The organism is Cellulosimicrobium sp. JZ28 (assembly GCF_015327065.1).
Classification (GTDB): Bacteria; Actinomycetota; Actinomycetes; order Actinomycetales; family Cellulomonadaceae; genus Cellulosimicrobium; species Cellulosimicrobium funkei.
Map to the genome: position 1 here is coordinate 1,138,215 of NZ_CP017660.1, position 21,638 is coordinate 1,159,852.

The window sequence follows — 21,638 nt, forward strand, 5'->3', positions numbered from 1 at the left end:
CCCACCCCTTCCCATGACGAGCCCCGGAGGCACGTCGCCTGCGCACCACCGCGCAATCCCTGACGGAGTGAGGAAATGAGCTCAACCACCCTCGAACCCCGCACCGAGCGCTCCGGCGCGCCCGTGCGGCCACCCAAGAAGCGGCGCCCACCGATCCTGCCGTGGACGCTCCTCGTCCCCAGCCTCGTCGTGCTCGGCATCCTCGTCGGATACCCGCTCGTGCGGCTCGTCATCATGTCGTTCCAGGAGTACGAGCGGGCCCAGCTCATGGGTCAGCCCGCCGAGTGGGTCGGCTTCGACAACTACGTCCAGGTCCTCACCGACGTCGACGGCTTCTGGACCGTGCTCCTGCGCAGCTTCCTGTTCATGGTGGCGTGCGTCGTCCTGACCATGGTGCTCGGCACGCTCATCGCGCTGCTCATGATGCGTCTCGGCAAGGGATTCCGCCTGCTGGTCTCGGTCGGGCTGCTGCTGGCGTGGGCGATGCCGGCGCTCGCCGCGACCATCGTCTGGGGCTGGATCTTCGACACCCAGTACGGCGTCATCAACAACCTGCTGACCGCGATCACGGGCGACAACTGGATGGGCCACTCGTGGCTCCTCAACCCGCTCCAGTTCTTCCTCATCGCGACGATCGTCATCGTGTGGGGCGCCGTGCCGTTCGTCGCCTTCACGATGTACGCGGGACTGACGCAGATCCCCGGCGAGGTCCTGGAGGCGGCCCAGCTCGACGGCGCCACCCCGGTGCAGCGCTTTCGGCTCATCATGGTCCCGTACGTCCGCAGCATCATCACGGTGCTCATCGTGCTGTCGATCATCTGGGACCTGCGCGTCTTCACGCAGATCTACGCCCTCCAGGGCGTCGGTGGCGACCGCGACAAGACGAACACGATCGGCGTGTACATCTACCAGATGGGCATGGCCCAGGGGCACTACGGTCTCGCCGGCGCCATCTCGGTGATCTTCGTGTTCATCATGCTCGGCATCTCGTTCTACTACGTGCGCCAGACGGTCCGGGAGGAAGAACTGTGAGCACCGTCCAGACCACCCCCCGCGCCGCGGTCCGGCACGCTTCCCCGGCGGCGGGCACCGCCCCTCGCGTGAGCCGCGAGAAGCAGCGCAAGAAGCTCGCGAACGTCGGCTACGCGATCCTGGCGATCATCGTCTTCGTCTCGTCGGTCTTCCCCGTCTACTGGATGATCAACACGTCGTTCCTGCCGTCGAGCCTCGTGCGCGGGACGGAGCTGAAGTTCTTCCCGACGCCCGACGTCTTCACGCTCAACAACTACGTCACGGCGATCACGGACGAGACGCGGGCCCCGTTCATCCCGGCCATGGGCAACTCGCTCACGGTGACGTTCTTCACCCTTGTCATCGCCATGGTGCTCGGCTTCCTCGCGTCGCTCGCGGTGACGCGCTTCCGGTTCAAGGGTCGCCGGACGTTCATCCTCGCGATCCTCGTGGTCCAGATGATCCCGGGCGAGGCGATGATGATCTCGATCTTCCGGATCATCGACAACTGGCAGATGCTCAACACGATCGTCGGGCTCGGGATCGTCTACGTATCCGGCGTGCTGCCCTTCACGATCTGGACGCTGCGCGGGTTCGTCAACGGCGTCCCGGCAGACCTCGAGGAGGCCGCCATGATCGACGGGTGCTCGCGGGGCAAGGCGTTCTGGAAGATCACCTTCCCGCTCCTGGCCCCCGGGCTGGTCGCGACGGGTGTCTTCGCGTTCATCCAGGCGTGGAACGAGTTCGTCATGGCGCTGATCATCATGCAGCGCCCGGAGGCCATGACGCTGCCGGTCTGGCTGCGGACCTTCCAGCAGGCGACCCAGGCGACCAACTGGGGCGCGCTCATGGCCGGCTCGGTGCTCATCGCCATCCCGGCCGTGGTGTTCTTCCTCATCGTCCAGGGTCGGATGACCGGTGGCCTCGTCTCGGGTGCGGTGAAGGGCTGACGTGAGCGACCTGAGCACGGCTGCCTCGCTCGACGGCGAGGCGGCCGCAGCCCTGGCCGGACGCCCCGGCCCCGGGACCGCGTCACGACGCGGTCCCGTGGGTCCGGGCAGCGCGGTGGGCCTCGACATCGGCGGCACCAAGGTGCTCGCGGCCTTCCTCGGCCCCGACGGGGTCGCGCGCGAGACGCTGCGCCTGCCGACGGTGCGCGGACCGGAGGGCGTCGTGTCCAGCGCGGCGCGCGCGGTCCGCGAGGTGGTCCGCCGCGCCTGCGGTGACCTCGCGGACGTCGACGGCGTCGGCGTCGGGGTCCCCGGGCTGGTGGACCCCGCCGACGGCTCCGTCGTGCACGCGGTGAACCTCGGCATCGAGGGCGGACGCTTCGCCCTCGCCGAGGCGCTGTCCGCGGAACTCGGCGGCGTCCCGGTCCAGGTCGACAACGACCTCAACGTGGCCGCCCTCGGTGCCTCGCACCTGCGCGGCGCGGAGGGGGAGGACCTCGCGTTCCTCGCGCTCGGCACCGGGCTCGCGGCGGGCATCGTGCTCGGCGGCGAGCTGCGCCGGGGCGTGAGCGGCGCGGCGGGGGAGATCGGGCACATCCCGATCGACCCGCGCGGCCCCGAGTGCGCGTGCGGGCAGCGCGGGTGCGTGGAGGTCTACGCGTCGGGCTCCGCCGTGTCGGCGCGCTGGCCGTCCCGCCACGGCCGGCCGGCCCCTGCCGAGCTCTTCGAGGCCGCGGCCGCGGGCGACCCGGACGCGATCCGGATCAAGGACGAGTTCGCGTCCGCCGTCGCCTCCGCCGTCCGGATCCTCGAGCTGACGGTGGACGTGCGCCACGTGGTGCTCGGCGGCGGCGTGTCCGCGCTGGGCCAGCCGCTGCTGGACGCGGTCCGCGACGCGCTCGACGCGCAGTCGAGCACGTCCCCCTTCCTGTCCTCGTTGCGTCTGTCGGAGCGGGTCTCCCTCGCTCCGTCGGACGTCCCGGTCGCCGCCGTGGGCGCTGCTCTCGTCGGCCGTCGAAAGGTGTTGTGATGGAGGTCGTGATCGCTCCGGCGGAGCGGTTGGCGGTGCTGGCTGCGGATGCCGTGGAGGCGGTGGTGCGGTCGGGTCCGGGGCGGTACTGGGGTTGGCGACGGGGTCGTCGCCGTTGAAGGTGTACGACGAGCTGGTGCGGCGTCATGTGCAGGAGGGGTTGTCGTTCGCGGGGGTGCGGGCGTTCATGCTGGACGAGTACGTGGGGTTGCCGGTCGATCATCCGGAGCGGTACCGCAACGTGATCGAGACGGAGATCGCCTCGCGGGTGGACTTCGCTCCGGGTGCGGTGCAGGGTCCGGACGGCAACGCGGAGGACCTGGTGGCGGCGTGCGCGGCGTACGAGGAGTCGATCGCGGGGGCGGGGGGTGTGGACCTGCAGATCCTGGGGATCGGGACGGACGGGCACATCGCGTTCAACGAGCCGGGGTCGAGCCTGGCGTCGCGGACGCGGATCAAGACGTTGACGGCGCAGACGCGCGAGGACAACGCGCGGTTCTTCGGTGACGACGTGGAGCGGGTGCCGCGGCACTGTCTGACGCAGGGTCTGGCGACGATCATGTCGGCGCGGCACCTGGTGCTGCTGGCCACGGGCAAGGGCAAGGCGGAGGCGGTGCACCAGCTCGTGGAGGGTCCGGTGAGCGCGATGTGGCCCGCGACGATCATGCAGATGCACCCGCACGCCACGGTCCTGGTCGACGACGCGGCGGCCTCGCGCCTGCAGCTGGGCGACTACTACCGCCAGACGTACGCGTCCAAGCCCGACTGGCAGGGCCTCTGACCCGACGGGTCGACGACACCTCGCGGGAGCTCCCGCGACACCGAGCCGCCCGTCGGCGCGCGGTCCACGCCCCTGGACCGTGCGTCGGCGGGCTTCGTCGTCTCCCGTCCCCGCGGCCCGTGGTCCGCGCGGCGGGTGTCGCACGGCGCGCGGACCGGCCGCGGCGACGGCCGCCCGACGTGTGGGCGTCGCGACGTAGACTTCACTCCATGATCGAACTCCGCGCGAGCACGCCACCCGGGGGTCCCGAGGACCCGTTCCGGACTCCTGCGACCGAGCCGACGACCGGCACGTCGACCGGGGTGCTCGAGCGCGAGGAGACGCGCGAGCAGACCGAGCCCGGCGACCACGAACGCTTCGCGCACTACGTGCGCAAGGAGAAGATCATGCAGTCGGCGCTCTCCGGCAAGCCGGTGATCGCGCTGTGCGGCAAGGTCTGGGTTCCCGGCCGTGACCCGAACAAGTTCCCTGTGTGCCCCACGTGCAAGGAGATCTACGAGGGACTGCGAGACCCGCAGGACGGCGAGGGTGACTCCGGCAAGTGAGCGCGGAGCACCACACGACGTCCACCGGTCACTCCGCCCCCGACTCCCGTAGCAGGACCTCGCCGCCGGCGCCTCAGAGCCCGTCGTCCGCGGCGGCGTCGCACCTCTCGCCGGCGTTCCCGCGGCGCGCCCCGTGGGGCTCGGCGTCCAAGCTGCGCGCCTGGCAGGCAGAGGCGCTCGAGCTGTACCGCACGCGCTCGCCGCGCGACTTCCTCGCCGTCGCGACGCCCGGCGCGGGCAAGACGACGTTCGCGCTCCGTGTCGCGACCGAGCTCCTGGAGCAGGGCGTGGTGCGGCGCGTGACCGTCGTCGCCCCCACCGAGCACCTCAAGCACCAGTGGGCCGACGCCGCGGCGCGCGTCGGCATCCGGATCGACCCGAACTTCCGCAACAGCCAGGGCCGGCACGGCGCGCACTACGACGGCGTCGCGCTCACCTACGCGCAGATCGCCGCCAAGCCGGCGCTGCACGCGGCGCGCACGACGGCCGACCGCACGCTCGTCATCCTCGACGAGGTGCACCACGGCGGCGACGCGCTGTCGTGGGGCGATGCGGTGCGCGAGGCGTTCGAGGACGCGACCCGGCGCCTCGCGCTCACGGGCACGCCCTTCCGCTCGGACACCGCGGCCATCCCGTTCGTCGAGTACGAGCGCGGCCCCGACGGCATCCGGCGGTCGCGCGCCGACTACACGTACGGGTACGGCGACGCGCTGCGCGACCACGTCGTGCGGCCGGTGCTGTTCCTGTCCTACTCGGGCAACATGCGCTGGCGCACGAAGGCCGGCGACGAGGTGAGCGCGCGTCTCGGCGAGGCGCTCACCAAGGACATGACGGGCCAGGCGTGGCGCACCGCGCTGGACCCGAACGGCGAGTGGATCCCGTCGGTCCTCGCGGCCGCGGACAAGCGGCTGACCGAGGTCCGGCGGGCGATCCCCGACGCGGGCGGCCTCGTCATCGCGACCGACCAGACGGACGCGCGTGCGTACGCGGGCCACCTCGCGCGCATCACCGGGAAGTCGCCGACGGTCGTCCTCTCGGACGACGACGGCGCGAGCAGCCGCATCGAGGAGTTCTCCGACGGCGACGCGCGCTGGATGGTCGCCGTCCGCATGGTGTCGGAGGGCGTCGACGTCCCGCGGCTCGCGGTGGGCGTGTACGCGACCTCGACCGCGACGCCGCTGTTCTTCGCGCAGGCCGTCGGACGGTTCGTGCGTGCCCGCAAGCGCGGCGAGACGGCGTCGGTGTTCCTGCCCAGCGTGCCGCACCTGCTCGAGCTCGCGAACGGGCTCGAGATCGAGCGCGACCACGCGCTGGACCGGCCGCTCACGGCGGAGGAGCAGGGGGAGGGGTTCAACCCCGAGGACGCGCTGCTCGCCGAGGCGAACCGCGAGGACAAGGCGTCGGGCGAGCTCGTCCAGGGCTCGTTCGAGGCGCTCGAGGCCCAGGCGTCGTTCGACCGCGTGCTGTTCGACGGCGGCGAGTTCGGCACGGGCGCGGACGTCGGCTCCGACGAGGAGCTCGACTTCCTCGGGCTGCCCGGTCTGCTCGACGCGGACCAGGTCACGACCCTGCTGCGCCAGCGGCAGGCCGACCAGATGAGCGCGCGCTCGCGCACCACGCAGTCTGCGGAGCGCGAGCGGGCCGAGATGGACCACCGGCGCGCCGCGGAGCTCCGCAAGGAGCTCCAGCAGCTCGTCTCGGCGTGGTCGCGCCGCAGCGGGCAGCCGCACGGGTCGGTGCACACCGAGCTCCGGCGCCGCTGCGGCGGGCCCGAGGTCCCGCTCGCGACGGTCGAGCAGCTCGACGCCCGGGTCGCGACGGTGCGCGGCTGGTTCGTCGGGAAGCGGTAGCCCGCGCGGCCCCGGCGGCCGGGCGCGCACGCCCGGCCGCGACCGGGTCGCGGCCCGGTCAGGGGAGTCAGGACAGCGTGTGCACGACCGTCGGGATCGCCGGGTCGCCGGCGGAGAGGCGGCGCGCGCCGCGGGGCAGCTCGGCGCGGGCCTCGCGGTGGCGGTGCGCGGCGTTCTCCACGCCGTACGACCCGACCCAGCGCGAGTCGACGGCGCCGTCCACGACGAGGGGCACCTGGAGCCGGCGCAGGTCGCCGTCGTCGGGCTCCCACTCCTGCACGGCGAGGTCGGCACCCGTGACGACGACCTCCTCGACCGCGCGTCCGTCGGCGTCGTAGCGGCGGGCGGCGCACTTGCGGCCGCCCGTGCTCGTCTTGGCGGTGGACGCCTTCGCGACGGGCTGGAGCACGCCGCTGGAGTCGGCGCGGGCGACGAGCTTGTAGACCATGCCGCACGTGGGGGCGCCGGAGCCGGTGACCAGGGACGTGCCGACGCCGTAGGAGTCGACGGGCGCGGCGGCGAGCGACGCGATGGCGTACTCGTCGAGGTCGGAGGTCACGGTGATCTTCGTGTCGTGCGCGCCGAGGGCGTCGAGCTGGCGGCGCACCTCGACGGCGAGGACGCCGAGGTCGCCGGAGTCGAGCCGCACGGCGCCGAGGCGGCCGCCGGCCGCCTCGACGGCGTTCTCGACGCCGCGGCGCACGTCGTAGGTGTCGACGAGCAGCGTGGTGCCGGGTCCGAGGGACGCGACCTGCGACGCGAAGGCGGACTTCTCGTCGTCGTGCAGGAGCGTGAAGGCGTGCGCGGCGGTGCCGATGGTCTCGAGGCCGTACCGGCGGCCCGCCTCGAGGTTCGACGTCCCGGCGAACCCGCCGACGACGGCGGCCCGCGCCGCGGCGACGGCCGCCTGCTCGTGCGCGCGCCGCGCCCCCATCTCGAGGCACGGGCGCTCGACGGCGGCGCTCGTCATGCGGGACGCGGCGGACGCGACGGCCGAGTCGTAGTTGAGGATCGACAGGACGAGGGTCTCGAGCAGCACCGCCTCGGCGAACGTGCCCTCGACCGTCATCACCGGCGACTGGGGGAAGAAGACCTCGCCCTCGGGGTACCCGGTGATCGTCCCGGTGAAGCGGTAGCCGGCGAGGAACTCGAGGGTGCGGTCGTCGACGACGGACTGCGCGTGCAGCCAGTCGAGCTCGGCGGCGGAGAAGCGGAACGACGACAGCGCCTCCAGGACCCGCCCGGTCCCGGCGAGGACGCCGTACCGCCGACCCGGCGGGAGGCGGCGCGTGAAGACCTCGAAGAGGCAGTGCCGCCCCGCGGTGCCGTCGGCGAGCGCCGCCTGGAGCATCGTCAGCTCGTAGCGGTCGGTGAGGAGCGCGGTCGACGCACCGGGCTGGTACGTCGGCTGGTACGACGGCCGCTGCGTCGGCGAGGCGGAGGGGGCAGCGCTGTCGGTCGCGGGGAGGGCGACGCTGCCCGGGTCGGCGAGGCTCATGCGGAATACCGTAGGGCAGCGACCGCCGCGGTGGGCGCCGACAGGCCCGCGAATAGAGTGGTGACGTGAGACCCCACCCGATCTTCACCCGCCCCGCTGCCGCGCGGGCCTCCCTGACCGTGCCCGAGGAGGCGGTCCGCACCGAGGAGGCGACCCGGCTCGACAGCCCGTGGGTCACCCTCGTGTGGAACGACCCGGTCAACCTCATGAGCTACGTCGCGTACGTGTTCGAGTCGTACTTCGGGTACTCCACCGCGCGCGCCCACGAGCTGATGATGCAGGTGCACCAGGAGGGGCGGGCCGTCGTGTCCACGGGCGACCGCGAGCGCATGGAGGTCGACGTGCAGGCGATGCACTCGTTCGGGCTGTGGGCGACGCTCCAGAAGGACGGCGAGCAGTGAGGCCGTTCCGCGCGGAGGCGCACGGGTACGTCGCCGAGCTCGAGCCGTCGGAGCGGATCGTGCTGGCGCAGCTCGCGGGCGACGTCGCGCAGATGCTCCAGGAGGGCGTCCCCGGGCGGGCGTCGGACGCGCCGGGCCGGTCCGCGCCCGACGACGCGTGGTCGCCCCCGGGCTGGACGGGCCCGACGCCCGGTGGGGGCGGGTCGGACGCGACGCCGCCGCCGGACCCGGCCGTGCGCCGTCTGCTCCCGGACGCGTCGGACGACGTCGAGGTGGCGCACGAGTTCCGACGCTTCACGCAGGACGACCTCGCGGCGCGCAAGGTGGGCCGGCTGGTGCTGCTCGGCCGGATGCTCGTGGACTCCGAGCCGGCCGAGGCGGCGCCGTTCGTCGTCGGGCGCGAGGAGGCGCAGGACGTCGCGGGCGCCCTGACCGACGTGCGCCTCGTCCTGGCCGAGCGCCTGGACCTGCGCACGGACGAGCAGGTCGAGGGCCTGTACGACGAGCTGGACCGGGAGGGCGACGACGGCCCGGACGACGGCGAGGTCGGGGGTGCGCCGCGCCGCTTCCTCGTGAGCGTGTTCCTCCTCACGGGGCTGCTCCAGGAGTCGCTCGTCGACGGCATGCTCGCGGACCTGCGGGCGGGGCGGGGCGGTCCGCGCCCCGGGCCGCGGGGCTGAGCGTGGCGGGGACCTGTGGGCGCTGCCACAGCGGCGTGCGCGTGGTTCGGGGCGCCTGGCGCGGGGCGGCGACAGTAGGCTCGGCCGGGTGAACGACGCTCCCATCGGGATCTTCGACTCGGGCGTGGGTGGCCTGACCGTGGCACGCTCGATCCTCGACCAGCTCCCCAACGAGGCCCTCCTCTACATCGGGGACACCGCGAACAGCCCGTACGGGCCGAAGCCGCTCGCGGCGGTCCGGGCGATGGCGCTGGCGATCATGGACCAGCTCGTCGACGACGGCGTGAAGATGCTCGTCATCGCGTGCAACTCCGCGTCGTCCGCGGTGCTGCGCGACGCGCGCGAGCGGTACACGCAGCGCCACGGGCTCCCGGTCGTCGAGGTGATCCTCCCGGCGGCACGCCGGGCCGTGGCCGCGACGCGGTCGGGCCGCATCGGCGTCATCGGGACGCGGGCCACGATCACGTCGCGCTCGTACGAGGACGCGTTCGCCGTGACCCCGGGCCTGACCCTGACGACGCAGGCGTGCCCCGAGTTCGTGCCGCTGGTCGAGCAGGGCGTGACGTCGGGCCCCGAGGTGCTGGAGGTCGCGCACCGCTACCTGGACCCGGTGAAGGCCGCGGGCGTGGACACGCTCGTGCTCGGGTGCACGCACTACCCGCTGCTGACGGGCGCGATCTCGTACGTCATGGGCGACGAGGTCACGCTCGTGTCGAGCGCGGAGGAGACCGCGAAGGACGTGTACCGCACGCTCGTCGCGCACGACCTCGAGCGCTCGCGCGACGCGGGGCCGCCGCGGCACCGGTTCCTCGCGACGGGGAGCGCGGAGCCGTTCGAGCACCTCGCGCGCCGGTTCCTCGGCCCCGAGGTGCTGAGCGTGGAGGCGGCCTGATGCGTCTCGTCACGGTCGGGTGCTCGGGGTCGTTCGCCGGCCCGGCGTCGCCCGCGTCGTCGTACCTCGTCCAGGTCCCGGCCGCGGAGGCCGCGGCCGCGGGGTTCGAGGCGCGCGACTGGAACGTCGTGCTGGACCTGGGCAACGGGTCGCTGGGTGCGCTGCAGCGGTTCGTCGACCCGCTCGACGTCGACGCCGTCGGCCTGTCCCACCTGCACCCCGACCACTTCGTCGACGTGTGCGGACTGTACGTCTACCTGCGCTACCACCCGGTGCGCGGCTCGACCCGCACGGGCGTGCCGAGCCGGCTCACGGTGCTGGGCCCGGCGGGCACGGCCGCCCGCATCGAGGCGGCGTACGGCGCGGAGCCGGGTGACGGCGTGACGGAGGAGCTCGAGGTGCGCGCGTGGGAGCCGGGCGCGCCGGTCCGGGTCGGCCCGCTCGTCCTCGAGCCGTACCGCGTGTTCCACCCGGTCGAGGCGTACGGGGTGCGCGTCACCGGGCCGTCGACGCTGCGCCCGGGGGAGAGCGCCGTCCTCGCGTACACGGGGGACACGGACGCGTGCGACGGCGTGGTCGAGCTCGCGCGCGACGCCGACCTGCTCCTGTCGGAGGCGGCGTTCCACGAGGGCCGCGACGACGGCGTGGAGCGGGGCATCCACCTCACGGGGCGGCGCGCGGGCGAGGTCGCGACCGCGGCCCGCGCGCGCCGGCTCGTGCTCACGCACCTGCCCGCGTGGAACGACCCCGAGCGCTCGCGCGCCGAGGCGCGCGAGACGTACACCGGCCCGGTCGACGTCGCCACGACGGGCGCGGTCTTCGACCTCTGACCGCTGAGCGCGGGGACGAGCCGCCGTCGGCCGCCCCGGAAGATGCGACCATCCACCGCGCTCAGCGGTGGGCCGGGGGTCGGTAGGGTGGCGGCATGACCATCCCCTCCTCGTCTCCGGGCACGGCCGCGCCCCTCCGCGCCGACGGCCGCACGCCCGACCAGCTCCGCCCCGTGACCATCACCCGCCACTGGCTCGACCAGGCCGAGGGCAGCGTGCTCGTCGAGTTCGGCCGCACGCGCGTGCTGTGCGCGGCGTCGTTCACCGAGGGCGTGCCGCGCTGGCGCAAGGGGTCGGGCGAGGGCTGGGTCACCGCCGAGTACGCGATGCTGCCGCGCGCGACGAACGAGCGCAGCCAGCGCGAGTCGGTCAAGGGCAAGATCGGCGGGCGCACGCACGAGATCTCCCGCCTCATCGGCCGGTCCCTGCGCGCCATCATCGACGTCTCCGCGCTCGGCGAGAACACGATCGTGCTCGACTGCGACGTCCTCCAGGCCGACGGCGGCACGCGCACCGCCGCGATCACGGGCGCCTACGTCGCGCTCGCCGACGCCGTCGCGTGGGGCCAGCGGCACGGCCACATCAAGGGCGGCAAGCCCGTGCTGACCGACTCCGTCGCGGCCGTGAGCGTCGGGATCATCGACGGCACGCCCATGCTCGACCTCCCGTACGTCGAGGACGTCCGTGCCGAGACGGACATGAACGTCGTCGTCACGGGCTCCGGGACGTTCGTCGAGGTGCAGGGCACCGCGGAGCACGCCCCGTTCGACCGCGCCGAGCTCGACGCGCTGCTCGACCTCGCGGTGGCCGGCACCGCCGACCTCACGGCGATCCAGCGCGCGGCGCTCGCGGCGGACCCGCGGTGAGCGGCACGCCCGAGGCGACCGGCGTCGTCGTGCCCGACGGCGCGCGACTCGTCCTCGCGACGCACAACCCGGGCAAGATCGCCGAGCTGCGCGCGATCCTCGCGGCCGAGCTCGACGCGCACCCGGGGCTCGAGCTCGCGCCCGAGGCGATCGTCGGCGCGGGCGACGTCGGCGCGCCCGAGCCCGTCGAGGACGGCGTGACGTTCGCCGAGAACGCGCTCATCAAGGCGCGCGCCCTTGTCGCGGCCACCGGGCTGCCGGCCGTCGCGGACGACTCCGGTCTCGCCGTCGACGTGCTGGGCGGCGCACCCGGGATCTTCTCGGCGCGCTGGGCCGGGCGGCACGGCGACGACGTCGCCAACCTCGAGCTCCTGCTCGCGCAGCTCGGCGACGTGCGTGCCGAGCACCGCGCGGCCGGTTTCGTGTGCGCGGCGGCGCTCGTCACGCCCGACGGCACCGAGGTCGTGCGGACGGGGGAGATGCGCGGGACCCTGCTCACCGCGCCGCGCGGCGCGAACGGGTTCGGCTACGACCCGATCCTCCTGCCGGACGAGCAGCCCGGTGCGGGGACGGCCCGCTCCGCGGCCGAGCTGAGCCCGGCGGAGAAGAACGCGATCAGCCACCGCGGCAAGGCGTTCCGCGCTCTCGCGCCGGACGTCGTCGCGGCGCTCTCAGCGCGGTAGGGGGCGGCCGGCGAGCTCGCGCTCGCGGCGTCGGCGGTCGCCCGGCCGCAGGACGCCGACGAGCGCGACCACGCCGCGCCAGCCGAGCATCGTCACCGCGAGGAACCCGAACGACACGAGCTGGAACGCCGGGGCCACGCCCTGGTCGGTGAGCACGCGCAGCAGGACGCCCAGCGCCCACGTGCAGCCCCAGACCACGACGCCCGTCGGCCACAGGGCCCACGGGCGGCGCCACGCGCGCGTGACGAGCCAGCCCAGCGCGGCGCCCGCGGCGAACGGCCACGCCACGACGAGCAGCCGCGTCAGGCCCTCGTCGGCGGAGTGCGTCGCGAGGCCGCCGGTCGCGAGCGCGAGGACGCACGCGACGTCGGCCAGCGCGGCGAGCACGACGAGCCCGGGGCGACGAGGGCGCGGTCCGGTAGGCGCGAGGTCGGTCATGCTCCCGACGGTACCCCGCCCGCGAGACCGTCCCCGCACGGCCCGGACCGGTACCAGGGGGGCGGTCCGGGGACGCGCGGGGCCGATCCCGGGACGCGGAAGGTCGCTCCCCTGGAACATAGGGTGGTCCCCGTGCACCTCGCCGCCGACGACCTCGCCTTCGCCTACCCCGGACGCCCCGTCCTCGACGGGGTCGGGCTGCGCGTCGCCGCGGGGACGCGGCTCGGGGTCGTGGGGGAGAACGGCACGGGCAAGTCGACGCTCCTGCACGTGCTCTCCGGCGACCTCGCGCCCGCCCGCGGGGAGGTGCGCCGCGCGGGCTCGCTCGCGCTCGTCGAGCAGGAGCTCGCCATCGCGCCGGGCCAGACGGTCGGCACGCTCGTCGCCGCGACGCTGAGCGGGCTGCGGGCGGTCGCCGCCGAGCTCGAGGCGGCGGCCCGGGACTTCGACCACGAGGCGGGCGACCTCGCCGAGCTCACGGAGATCCTCGCCCGCGCCGAGCACCTCGCCGTGTGGGACGCGGACCGCCGGGTCGACGTCGCGCTCTCGCGCCTCGGCGCGTGCCGCGACCGGGACCGCGAGCTCGCGACCCTGTCCGTCGGCGAGCGCTACCGCGTGCGGCTCGCGTGCCGGCTGGCCGAACGCGCCGACCTGCTCCTCCTCGACGAGCCGACCAACCACCTCGACACCGGCGGGATCGACTTCCTCACCGGCGAGCTCGTCGCGTGGCGCGGCGGCGTGGTGATGGTCACGCACGACCGCCAGCTGCTCGACGACGTCGCGACCGAGATCCTCGACCTCGACCCGGCGATGGACGGGAAGCCGGTGCTGTACGGGCAGCCGGGCTACCTCTCCTACCGGTTCGCGAAGAACCAGGCGCTGCACCGCTGGCGGCAGCGGTTCCGGGCGGAGCAGAAGCGCGCGGAGAAGCTCGCGGCGGTCCTCGACGCGTCGTACGAGGGGCTGTCCGACGAGTGGCGCCCGCCCAAGGGCAGCCAGAAGCACCGCCGCGCGACGCGCGCCCGGATCCACGTCAAGGCCGCGGACCGGCGCCTCCAGCAGCTCGAGGCCGAGGCCGTCGAGGTGCCCGTGCCGCCGCTCCAGCTCGTGTTCCCCGAGCTCCCCGCGATGTCGCCGGGCTGGGAGCCGGGCGACCCGGTGCTCGAGCTGCGCAGCCCGCGCGTCGGGCCCGACGGCGGCGCGCGCCTCGACCTGCCGGGGACCCGGGTCGCGCTCCCGCCCTCGGGGCGCCTGCTCGTGACCGGGCCGAACGGCAGCGGCAAGTCGACGTTCCTCGCCGCGCTCGCGGGCCTGGTGCCCCTCGACCGCGGCACGCGGTCCGTGGTCGACGGCGCGCGCCTGGGCGTCGTCGCACAGGAGGGCCCGGCGCTTCCCCCGGAGGCGGAGGACCGCACCGGGTTCGACGAGTACGCGCGCGAGGCGCTCGACCTGCTCGACGCGGGCCGCCTCGACCCGGAGCACCTCGTCCCCGTCGCGTTCCTGGGCCTGCTCACGGAGGAGGACCTGGAGCGGCCGCTGCGCGAGCTGTCCGCGGGGCAGCGCCGGCGGTTCGACCTCGCCCGCGCGCTCCTCGCGGCGCCGCACGTGCTCGTGCTCGACGAGCCGACCAACCACCTGTCGATCGACCTCGTCGACGAGCTCACCCAGGCGCTGCGCGTCACGCCCGCGGCGGTCGTCGTGGCGACGCACGACCGCCGCATGCGCGAGGACCTCGACGACTGGCCCCGGCTCGAGCTCGGCTGACCCGCAGCGCCCTCAGCGCCGGACCGGCCGGAGCGTCGTGGCCAGGGGGCGGGCGGGCCCGGCTGGTCAGCGGCCCTCGGCCGGGCTCTCCGCCGGGACGAGCACCTTGCCCAGCGCGCGACCCCACGCGCGCGCCCGGTCGAGCTCGCCGTCGTCCAGGGGTCCCTCGACGTCGCCGACGTAGAACGACGCGGACGGGACGACGAGCCGGAACCCCGCGCGGCGCATCGCCCTGGCGGCGCCGCGGGCCGCCGAGCCCGGGAGCGAGCGGACCTTCGTCGCGCGCGTGTCGAACGTCGCGGCGAGCCGCTCCTCGTCCTGCGGCGGGAGGGACTCCACCCACTCGCGCAGCCCGGTCGCCCGGTCGGAGACCGGGCCCGTCGCGCGCTGCACCGCCTCGGCGCGGGTCGCGGGGCGCGTCATGCCCAGGGCGTGGGTCGGGCCGCCGGCGACCACCAGCTGCACGTGGCGCAGGGCGTCCGGGTGGGCGGCCGGGTCGGTCACGTCGACGACCTCGACGCGCACCGTCTCGCACAGACCCTCCGCGATGGCCTGCGCGACGCGCTCGCTGTTGCCGTACATCGACTCGTAGACCACTGCGGCGTCCATCGCGCTCACCCCTTCGTCGACCGCCCGTCCGGACCGGACGGGTCCCCTCCCTCCAGCGTCCGGCTCCGAGGGCGCGGCGCCCAGGGCCGACGGGAACGAGCGTGCGGGCCCTTGGTCCCGGGCGCCCGGCCGGAGCGCGACAGGGTCAGGGTGCGGGGCGCAGGCGGGAGTCGACGAGGCGCACGAGCCACGCGAGGGCGAGGAAGACGACGGCCACGACGGCGGTGTTGAGGAGCGCCCGGCCGAGGCCGAGCTCGCCCACGTCGAGGAACGGGTAGGGGTACCAGCCGACGACGGCGCCCCGGACGAACGTGTACGCGATCCACGCGAGCGGGTACGCGACGGACCACCAGACCGTCGCGGCGTCGACCCGCGGGCGCGGGCCCACGAGTCCCCACGCGGCTACCGCGAGCAGCGGTGCGACGAGGTGCAGCAGGAGGTTCGAGACCTGGCCGGCGCTCGTCAGGTCCTGCAGACCGCGCAGCACCGTGTTGTAGACGATCCCGGTCACCGCGATGCACAGCAGCGCGTCGAGGCGCGCGACGCGGAAGACGGTCCCGTCGCGCGCGGGTCGCGCCGCGAGCAGGACGGAGACGACCCCGACGAGCAGGTTCGACTGGATCGTGAAGTAGGAGAACAGGCGCACGAGGCGCTCGGCCTGGCTCGGGGCCGTGCCGGGACCGTCGACGAGCGCGATCGCGACCTCCAGGACGACGCCCGTGAGCGCCGCGACGGCGACGAGCGCGTGCAGGGTGCGGGCCACGACGTGCCGGCCCGCGTCGGTCCGGACGCGCGGCGCGTCGGTCACGGGAGGCGACCGACGTACGCCATCGCCTGGCGCAGCAGCACCCCCTGGCCGCCGCGCATCTCGAGCTGGACCTCGTCGCTGCACGCCTGCTCGGGCGTGAGCCACGCGAGCTCGAGGGCGTTCTGCTGCGGCCGGCAGTCGCCCGTCACCGGCACGACGTACGCGAGCGAGACCGCGTGCTGGCGGGGGTCGTGGTAGGACGTGATGCCCGGCGTCGGGAAGTACTCGGCGACCGTGAAGGGCTGCGGGGACGCGGGAACCTGCGGCAGCGCGACCGGGCCGAGGTCCTTCTCGATGTGGCGCAGCAGCGCGTCGCGGATGCGCTCGTGGAACATGACCCGCCCGGAGACGAGGGCCCGCGTCATCATGCCCTCGGGCGTCACGCGCAGCAGGAGGCCGACCGCGACGACGTCGCCCGAGTCGTCGACCCGCACGGGGACGGCGTCGACGTAGACGAGCGGGAGCTGGGCGCGCGCGACCGCGATCTCCTCGGCGCTGAGCCAGCCCGCGGGTCGCGGGTTGTCGTGGGAGAAGTCGTCGGGCGGGAAGTCGGCGGTGTCGGTCACGCGACTGTTCTACCCCGAGCGGTGCGGCGGGGCGAGTCCGCCCCGGGCGCCGCTGCCCGGTCGTGCGACCGTCACGCGGTGCCGGGCGCCTCGGCGTGCGGCTCGGAGACGCGCGCCACGATCTCGACGAGCGCCTGCTCCGCGACCGGTCCGGGCAGCGCCTCCATGAGGGCCATGAGCGGGGCGAGGCGGTCGGGGAGGACCGAGCCGCGCGGGCTCGGCGCGTCCTCGGCCGCGGGCCCGCGGTCTTCCGCGGCGAGTACCCCGACGAGCGCGCCCCACATCTCGTCGGCGGTGGGGGCGGCTCCCGGCGCGAACGCACCGGCGAGCGCGGCGAGCACCCCGCTCACGTCGGGGCGCCCGGCGCCGCGGACGGCGTCGGCGCCCGCGCCGAGCGCCGCGACGAGGCCGTCGAGACCGGCTTCGGTGACAGGCGTGACGGTGAGGTGGGTCGTGTGCGGCAGGCGCGTGCCGTCGTCCTGGACGAGCCCGGGCTGCGGCTGGAGCACCCACCCGAGGGACCGGACGGCGTCCGCCCACAGGTGCGGGTCGACGCGCCGCTCGGGCGGCACGGACTCGTCGGTCGCGACGGCGACGAGCGGGCCGGTGGGGCGGCCGACGACGCGGAGCCCGTCGATCGCGTCCACCGCCGCGCGCAGGGCGTACGTCGCGCGCACGCACCGCGCGGTGAGCGCCGTGTATCCCGCGGTGCCGAGGGCCTGGCTCACGGCCCACGCGGCGGCGAGGGGCGCGGCGGAGCGCGACCCGGACAGCGTGGGGTTGACGACCGGGTACCCCGGCCAGCCCGTCGTCGCGAAGAACTGCCGGCGCTGGCGGTCGCGCCCGCGGACGAGCAGGACGGACGCGCCCTTGGGCGCGTAGCCGTACTTGTGCACGTCCGCCGAGATGCTCGTCACGCCCGGCACCGAGAAGTCGAACGGCGGCACGTCCTCGCCCCCGGCCGCGGCCCAGAACGGCAGCACCCAGCCGCCGACGCACGCGTCCACGTGCACGGGCACGCCGCGCGCGGCGGCGGCCGCGGCCACCTCGGAGACCGGGTCGACGACGCCGTGCGGGTACGACGGCGCGGACACGACGACGAGCGCGACGTCGTCGGCGTCGAGCGCCGCGACGAGGTCGGCGGCGGCGGGCGTCCCCGTGGCCGGGTCGACAGGGACGAGCGTGAGGTCCACGTCGAGGTGCTGCGCGGCCTTGCGGAACGCCGCGTGCACGCTCACGGGGGCCACGACGCGGGGCCGCACGTCCGGGTGCTCGGCGCGGAACCCCTCGCGCGCGATCTTCACCGCGAGCAGGCAGCTCTCCGTCCCGCCGGACGTCACCGAGCCCACGACGGCGTCGGGCCCGTCGGCCGGGCCGTGCAGCATCGTGCGCGCGAACCCGAGGAGCTCGCCCTCCATGACGGCGACCGACGTGAACGTCGTGGGGTCGAGCCCGTTGACCGGCTGGACGGCCCGCGCGGCGGCGGCGGCGAGCTCGTCGAGCTCGGCGAGACCGGGGTCGTAGACGTAGGACAGGACGCGTCCGCCGTGCGTCGGGGCGTCGGCCGCCCGGAGCGAGGCGAGCCGGTCCAGGATCCCGTCGGTGCGCAGCGGCACCGCGTCGGCGGGCCGCGGCAGGGCGCCGGGGGCGGTCGATCCCGCGTCAGTCACGGGCTCGGTCGGTCGGGGCGTGGTCACGCGGCAGCTCCGGTGCTGTGTCGTCGATGTCCCCCCTGCGCAGACCGTATCGCACGAGCGGGACGAGGCTCAGCAGGACGAGCGCGGCGGGCACGACCGAGAAGGAGAGCGCGATCCCGTTCACCGCGGCGGCCGGCTGCGCGACCGTCTCGCCCGCCCGCGTGGACACGTACCCGGTGATCCCCAGGACGAGCGAGAGCACCGCGGCGCCGAGCGCCATGCCCGTCGTCTCGCCCGCCGTCCACACGCCGCCGAAGGCGCCGCCGCGGCCCTCGCCGTGCGTCCGCGCGTCGTGCGCGATGGCGTCGGGGAGCATCGCGAGCGGCAGCGCCTGCATGCCCGCGTACGCGACGCCGGCGAGCGCGGTGGGGACGTAGACCCACGCGCCCGGCGCCCACACGAGCGGGACCATCCCGAGCGCGGCGACCGCGAAGAGCACGGTCGCGACGACGAACCCGCGCTCCTTGCCGTCGCGGCGCGCGAGCCGGGTCCACAGCGGCATGCAGAGCAGCGCGGGCGCGACGAGCGCCGCGAAGAGGTAGCTGACGGCCGCCTCGTCGCGCAGCACGTACCGCGCGACGTACGCCGCCCCGGCGAGCATGAGCCCCGTCGCGACGGCCTGGAGCACGAACGCGGCGAGCAGCGTGCGGAACGGGTGCGAGCGGCGCAGGGCGTCGACCGCCTCGCGCACGGCGAGGGTCCAGGCGCGCGACGCCGAGGCCGGCGCCGTCGAGCCCGTGGTGGTGTCGGGTGAGGCGGTGGTCGCTCCGGCCGAGGCGGTGGTCGCGCCCGCCGGGGGAGCGGGCGTGCCGGCACCGCGGGGTGCGCGCGGCGCGACCCGCGCGGCCACGAGCATCCCGGCGCCGATGACGACACCCGACACGACGCCCATGACGAGGTACCCCGACGTCGAGTCCCCGCCTCCGCGCAGCGCCGGTCCGCCCGCGCCGAACAGGAGGATCGCGAACGCGAGCGTCGCGACGCGCCACGCGAGCAGTCGGGTGCGGCCGTCGTACGTGGGGTCGAGCTCCGCGGGGAGCGCGATGTACGGCACCTGGAACAGCGAGAACGCCGTCGCGGCGAGCAGGAACGCGACGAGCACCCAGATCGCGGCGGCGGTCGGCCCCGCGGCCGCCGGGACGGCGAACGTCAGCGCGAAGAGGACGGGCAGCGTCAGAGCGCCGAGGGTCATGAAGCGACGGCGCGACCCGGTGCGGGCCAGGTCGCGGTCCGACCCGTAGCCGATGAACGGGTCGACGACGACGTCCCACACCTTGGCGCCCGTGACGATGAGCCCGGCGACCGCCGCGGGCACCGCGAGCGCGTCGGTGAGGTACACGAGCAGGACCAGGCCGGGGAGGGTGCCGAACCCGCCGGTGCCGACGGACCCGGCGGCGTAGCCCGCGATCGTGGTGCGCGAGAGCCGGTGCGCGGTGGTGTCGTGCGTCACAGGGGCAGAGTAGAGGGTGCGCGGGCCGGGCCTGCGCGGTCGTGCGCGGGGAATACTCCGGGCAAGGTGTGTGCTCTACGTAGCAGACCCCCAAGCCCCCAGGAGGAACATCCATGGCCACGCAGACGCTCACCGAGTCCACGTTCGAGCAGACGATCAAGGAGAACGACATCGTCCTGGTCGACTTCTGGGCCGACTGGTGCGGTCCGTGCAAGATGTTCGCGCCCGTCTTCGAGGCGTCGTCGGAGGAGAACCCGGACGTCGTGCACGGCAAGATCGACACGGAGGCCGAGCGCGGCCTGGCCGCCGCCGCCAACATCACGTCGATCCCGACGCTCATGGCGTTCCGCGAGGGCATCCTCGTGTTCTCCCAGCCCGGCGCGCTCCCGGCCCCGGCGCTCAAGCAGGTCGTCGACGCCGTGAAGGGCCTCGACATGGAGGACGTGCGTCGTCAGATCGCCGCGGCGAGCGACGGCTCCCCGGCGCAGGACGCCTGAGCCTGCACGACACCACGACGGCCCGGCACCCTCGGAGGGTGCCGGGCCGTCGTCGTCTCTGTCGCAGGCCGTCACGCGCGCAGGCGCCGCGTGGCAGGTGTGGAGCCGGTGCCCGTACCGGCAGGGGGCAAGTGGTGCGGGCACCGGCTCTGCCACCACGGTAGACACCGAACTGGACGGTCGTCCAGATGGGGTGCGGGTGAATCCAGCGACGGCTGCCGCGCCGTCACGACAGGGACTCCGGCAGGGCGGGAACGGTGCGCGAGGCGGGACTCGAACCCGCACGTCCGAGGACACCAGGACCTAAACCTGGCGCGGCTGCCAGTTACGCCACTCGCGCGCGGTGGTCAGTCTACGGCGCGGGCGGCGCCGCCCCGGCGGCCGGTGCGCGTCGCTCGACGCGCACCGGGCCAGGACCGCGCCGCCCGGGCGCGCTACTTCGGGTCGATGCCGAGGTCGCGACGGAGCTTCGCGACGTGGCCCGTGGCCTTGACGTTGTACTGCGCGAGCTCGACCTTGCCCTCCGGGTCGACGACGACCGTCGAGCGGATGACGCCCACGACCGTCTTGCCGTAGAGCTTCTTCTCGCCCCACGCGCCGTACGCCTCGAGGACGGACCTGTCCTCGTCCGACACGAGCGGGAAGGTCAGGTGCTCGGCCTCGACGAACGCGGCGATCTTGTCGACCGGGTCGGGGGAGACGCCGACGACCGAGTACCCCGCGCCCTGGAGCGAGGCGAGGTTGTCGCGGAAGTCGCAGGCCTCCGTCGTGCAGCCGGGCGTGCCGGCGGCGGGGTAAAAGTAGACGACGACGTGCTTGCCGCGCAGGTCGGAGAGCGTGACGGTGCTGCCGTCGGCGGCGGGCAGGGAGAAGTCGGGAGCGGTGTCGCCGACGGTGAGGCGCGTGGACATGGATCTCCTTCGGTCCGGCCAAGGTGTGGTTCGAGCGTAGGTGAGGGTGGGCGGCACCGGTAGCGTTGTCGCTGTGAGCAAGACGACGTCCGCCCCCGCCACCGCCTCGTCCCGCCCGTCGCCGTCCCGGACGGCGGCGCGCGACCTCCCGATCCGGATGCTGCACGACCGCCTGCTCGTGGACCCGGAGGTCGACGCGAGCGAGCGGCAGAGCTCGGCGGGGCTCGTCATCCCCGCGACGGCGGTGGGCCCGAAGCGGCTCGCGTGGGCCGTCGTCGTCGCGGCCGGTGAGCACGTGCGACAGGTCGCGGTGGGGGACCGCGTGCTGTTCGACCCGGACGAGCGCGCCGAGGTCGAGCTCGGCGGCAAGGACCTCGTGCTGCTGCGCGAGCGTGACGTGCACGCCGTCTCGCAGGAGGTCGAGGAGGACGGCCCGACGGGGCTGTACCTCTAGCCGAGGCCGCTGCGCGGGCTCGCCGGGCCGTGTCGCCGACGTCACACGAGGGCGGGCGGAACGGATTTTCCCGGCGCGCCCGCGGCTGCTAGTGTTTTCTCTCGCGCGCCATTAGCTCAATTGGCAGAGCAGCTGACTCTTAATCAGCGGGTTCGGGGTTCGAGTCCCTGATGGCGCACCACCACCGATCGGGCCGTCCGCATGGCGGGCGGCCCGAGCCGTGCCGGTCGAGAGCCGGCGCGGCGGGCGGGCCCGGTCTCCTCGCGGAGATCGGCGGTCCTGGCCGCTGGTAGTGTTCCCTCTCGCGCGCCATTAGCTCAATTGGCAGAGCAGCTGACTCTTAATCAGCGGGTTCGGGGTTCGAGTCCCTGATGGCGCACCCTTCCTGACCAGGCCGTCCACCTCCGGGTGGGCGGCCTTCGTCGTC

The 21,638-nt window shown here is 74.5% G+C and carries 22 protein-coding genes, 3 tRNA genes and 1 pseudogene; 17 read left to right on the forward strand and 9 right to left on the reverse strand.

Annotated features, from left to right (window positions below; all coding sequences use genetic code 11):
* The first annotated feature begins 75 nt into the window (after nt 1-75).
* The 6 genes and pseudogenes from BJP59_RS05215 (at nt 76) to BJP59_RS05240 (ending at nt 6,167) form a co-directional block, all read left to right on the forward strand.
* Entirely contained in the window at nt 76-1,032 is a 957-nt protein-coding gene (locus tag BJP59_RS05215) for a carbohydrate ABC transporter permease (protein ID WP_086151463.1), read from the forward strand.
* Nucleotides 1,029-1,961, forward strand: coding sequence for a carbohydrate ABC transporter permease (locus BJP59_RS05220; RefSeq protein WP_021481374.1), 933 nt, complete (start codon nt 1,029-1,031; stop codon nt 1,959-1,961). Before BJP59_RS05215 ends, BJP59_RS05220 begins: the two co-directional genes overlap by 4 nt.
* Before the next feature lies 1 nt (nt 1,962).
* A complete protein-coding gene (locus BJP59_RS05225; protein ID WP_228485286.1) occupies nt 1,963-2,991 on the forward strand; it encodes an ROK family protein in 1,029 nt (342 codons plus the stop codon).
* Nucleotides 2,991-3,772: pseudogene (gene nagB / locus BJP59_RS05230) on the forward strand (glucosamine-6-phosphate deaminase). Before BJP59_RS05225 ends, nagB begins: the two are co-directional and overlap by 1 nt.
* A gap of 209 nt (nt 3,773-3,981) precedes the next feature.
* Nucleotides 3,982-4,317: a DUF3039 domain-containing protein gene (locus BJP59_RS05235; RefSeq protein WP_021482851.1), complete on the forward strand. Its 336-nt coding sequence runs from the start codon at nt 3,982-3,984 to the stop codon at nt 4,315-4,317.
* A complete protein-coding gene (locus tag BJP59_RS05240) occupies nt 4,314-6,167 on the forward strand; it encodes a DEAD/DEAH box helicase (protein ID WP_194227675.1) in 1,854 nt (617 codons plus the stop codon). Before BJP59_RS05235 ends, BJP59_RS05240 begins: the two co-directional genes overlap by 4 nt.
* A gap of 67 nt (nt 6,168-6,234) precedes the next feature.
* Here the strand turns inward: BJP59_RS05240 and BJP59_RS05245 are convergent, their stop codons facing one another.
* On the reverse strand, nt 6,235-7,665 hold the full coding sequence (locus BJP59_RS05245; protein ID WP_194522400.1) for a nicotinate phosphoribosyltransferase: 1,431 nt from the start codon (nt 7,663-7,665) through the stop codon (nt 6,235-6,237).
* Nucleotides 7,666-7,778: 113 nt separating this feature from the next.
* On the opposite strand from BJP59_RS05245, the gene clpS reads away from it, so the two are divergent.
* From clpS to rdgB, 6 genes are all read left to right on the forward strand, one after another.
* Nucleotides 7,779-8,066, forward strand: coding sequence for an ATP-dependent Clp protease adapter ClpS (clpS, locus tag BJP59_RS05250; RefSeq protein WP_206154435.1), 288 nt, complete (start codon nt 7,779-7,781; stop codon nt 8,064-8,066).
* Nucleotides 8,063-8,746 carry a DUF2017 family protein gene (locus BJP59_RS05255; RefSeq protein ID WP_194522401.1) on the forward strand — a complete coding sequence of 228 codons (684 nt, stop codon included), beginning with the start codon at nt 8,063-8,065 and terminating at the stop codon, nt 8,744-8,746. Before clpS ends, BJP59_RS05255 begins: the two co-directional genes overlap by 4 nt.
* Before the next feature lie 88 nt (nt 8,747-8,834).
* On the forward strand, nt 8,835-9,638 hold the full coding sequence (gene murI, locus BJP59_RS05260) for a glutamate racemase (RefSeq protein ID WP_031316087.1): 804 nt from the start codon (nt 8,835-8,837) through the stop codon (nt 9,636-9,638).
* Entirely contained in the window at nt 9,638-10,468 is an 831-nt protein-coding gene (locus tag BJP59_RS05265; RefSeq protein ID WP_194522402.1) for an MBL fold metallo-hydrolase, read from the forward strand. The genes murI and BJP59_RS05265 overlap by 1 nt, the downstream gene beginning before the upstream one ends.
* Before the next feature lie 95 nt (nt 10,469-10,563).
* Entirely contained in the window at nt 10,564-11,334 is a 771-nt protein-coding gene (gene rph / locus BJP59_RS05270) for a ribonuclease PH (RefSeq protein WP_043652567.1), read from the forward strand.
* Entirely contained in the window at nt 11,331-12,017 is a 687-nt protein-coding gene (gene rdgB, locus BJP59_RS05275) for an RdgB/HAM1 family non-canonical purine NTP pyrophosphatase (protein WP_061268533.1), read from the forward strand. Before rph ends, rdgB begins: the two co-directional genes overlap by 4 nt.
* Here the strand turns inward: rdgB and BJP59_RS05280 are convergent.
* On the reverse strand, nt 12,006-12,455 hold the full coding sequence (locus BJP59_RS05280; RefSeq protein ID WP_081896078.1) for a DUF3054 domain-containing protein: 450 nt from the start codon (nt 12,453-12,455) through the stop codon (nt 12,006-12,008). The two genes, rdgB and BJP59_RS05280, sit on opposite strands and share 12 nt — an antisense overlap.
* Nucleotides 12,456-12,587: 132 nt before the next feature.
* Between BJP59_RS05280 and BJP59_RS05285 the strand changes: the two genes are divergently transcribed.
* Nucleotides 12,588-14,219: an ABC-F family ATP-binding cassette domain-containing protein gene (locus BJP59_RS05285; RefSeq protein ID WP_194522403.1), complete on the forward strand. Its 1,632-nt coding sequence runs from the start codon at nt 12,588-12,590 to the stop codon at nt 14,217-14,219.
* A gap of 66 nt (nt 14,220-14,285) precedes the next feature.
* Here BJP59_RS05285 and BJP59_RS05290 read toward each other — a convergent pair whose 3' ends face one another.
* From BJP59_RS05290 to BJP59_RS05310, 5 genes are all read right to left on the reverse strand, one after another.
* Nucleotides 14,286-14,828, reverse strand: coding sequence for a flavodoxin domain-containing protein (locus BJP59_RS05290; protein ID WP_194522404.1), 543 nt, complete (start codon nt 14,826-14,828; stop codon nt 14,286-14,288).
* A 145-nt stretch (nt 14,829-14,973) separates the two neighbouring features.
* Entirely contained in the window at nt 14,974-15,636 is a 663-nt protein-coding gene (locus BJP59_RS05295) for a Pr6Pr family membrane protein (RefSeq protein ID WP_194522405.1), read from the reverse strand.
* Complete coding sequence (locus tag BJP59_RS05300) at nt 15,633-16,202, reverse strand: NUDIX hydrolase family protein (protein WP_009863909.1); 570 nt, start codon at nt 16,200-16,202, stop codon at nt 15,633-15,635. The genes BJP59_RS05295 and BJP59_RS05300 overlap by 4 nt, the downstream gene beginning before the upstream one ends.
* A gap of 71 nt (nt 16,203-16,273) precedes the next feature.
* Nucleotides 16,274-17,899 carry a pyridoxal phosphate-dependent decarboxylase family protein gene (locus BJP59_RS05305; RefSeq protein ID WP_336244607.1) on the reverse strand — a complete coding sequence of 542 codons (1,626 nt, stop codon included), beginning with the start codon at nt 17,897-17,899 and terminating at the stop codon, nt 16,274-16,276.
* The gene (locus BJP59_RS05310; RefSeq protein WP_194522406.1) at nt 17,865-19,349 is read right to left on the reverse strand and encodes an MFS transporter; all 1,485 of its coding nucleotides are present in this window, start codon (nt 19,347-19,349) and stop codon (nt 17,865-17,867) included. The genes BJP59_RS05305 and BJP59_RS05310 overlap by 35 nt, the downstream gene beginning before the upstream one ends.
* Before the next feature lie 113 nt (nt 19,350-19,462).
* On the opposite strand from BJP59_RS05310, the gene trxA reads away from it, so the two are divergent.
* On the forward strand, nt 19,463-19,846 hold the full coding sequence (trxA, locus tag BJP59_RS05315) for a thioredoxin (protein WP_021482401.1): 384 nt from the start codon (nt 19,463-19,465) through the stop codon (nt 19,844-19,846).
* Between the two features lie 258 nt (nt 19,847-20,104).
* Here trxA and BJP59_RS05320 read toward each other — a convergent pair.
* Both BJP59_RS05320 and bcp read right to left on the reverse strand, forming a co-directional pair.
* A tRNA-Leu gene (locus BJP59_RS05320) sits at nt 20,105-20,186 on the reverse strand.
* 94 nt (nt 20,187-20,280) lie between these two features.
* Nucleotides 20,281-20,757, reverse strand: a complete 477-nt coding sequence (bcp, locus tag BJP59_RS05325; RefSeq protein ID WP_021482400.1) for a thioredoxin-dependent thiol peroxidase — start codon at nt 20,755-20,757, stop codon at nt 20,281-20,283.
* 73 nt (nt 20,758-20,830) lie between these two features.
* Between bcp and BJP59_RS05330 the strand changes: the two genes are divergently transcribed.
* The 3 genes from BJP59_RS05330 (at nt 20,831) to BJP59_RS05340 (ending at nt 21,590) form a co-directional block, all read left to right on the forward strand.
* Nucleotides 20,831-21,211 (forward strand): GroES family chaperonin, encoded by a 381-nt coding sequence (locus BJP59_RS05330; RefSeq protein WP_389304070.1) that lies wholly within the window; start codon nt 20,831-20,833, stop codon nt 21,209-21,211.
* A 105-nt stretch (nt 21,212-21,316) separates the two neighbouring features.
* Nucleotides 21,317-21,392 (forward strand) — tRNA-Lys (locus BJP59_RS05335).
* 125 nt (nt 21,393-21,517) lie between these two features.
* Nucleotides 21,518-21,590, forward strand: a tRNA-Lys gene (locus BJP59_RS05340).
* Nucleotides 21,591-21,638 lie beyond the last annotated feature (48 nt).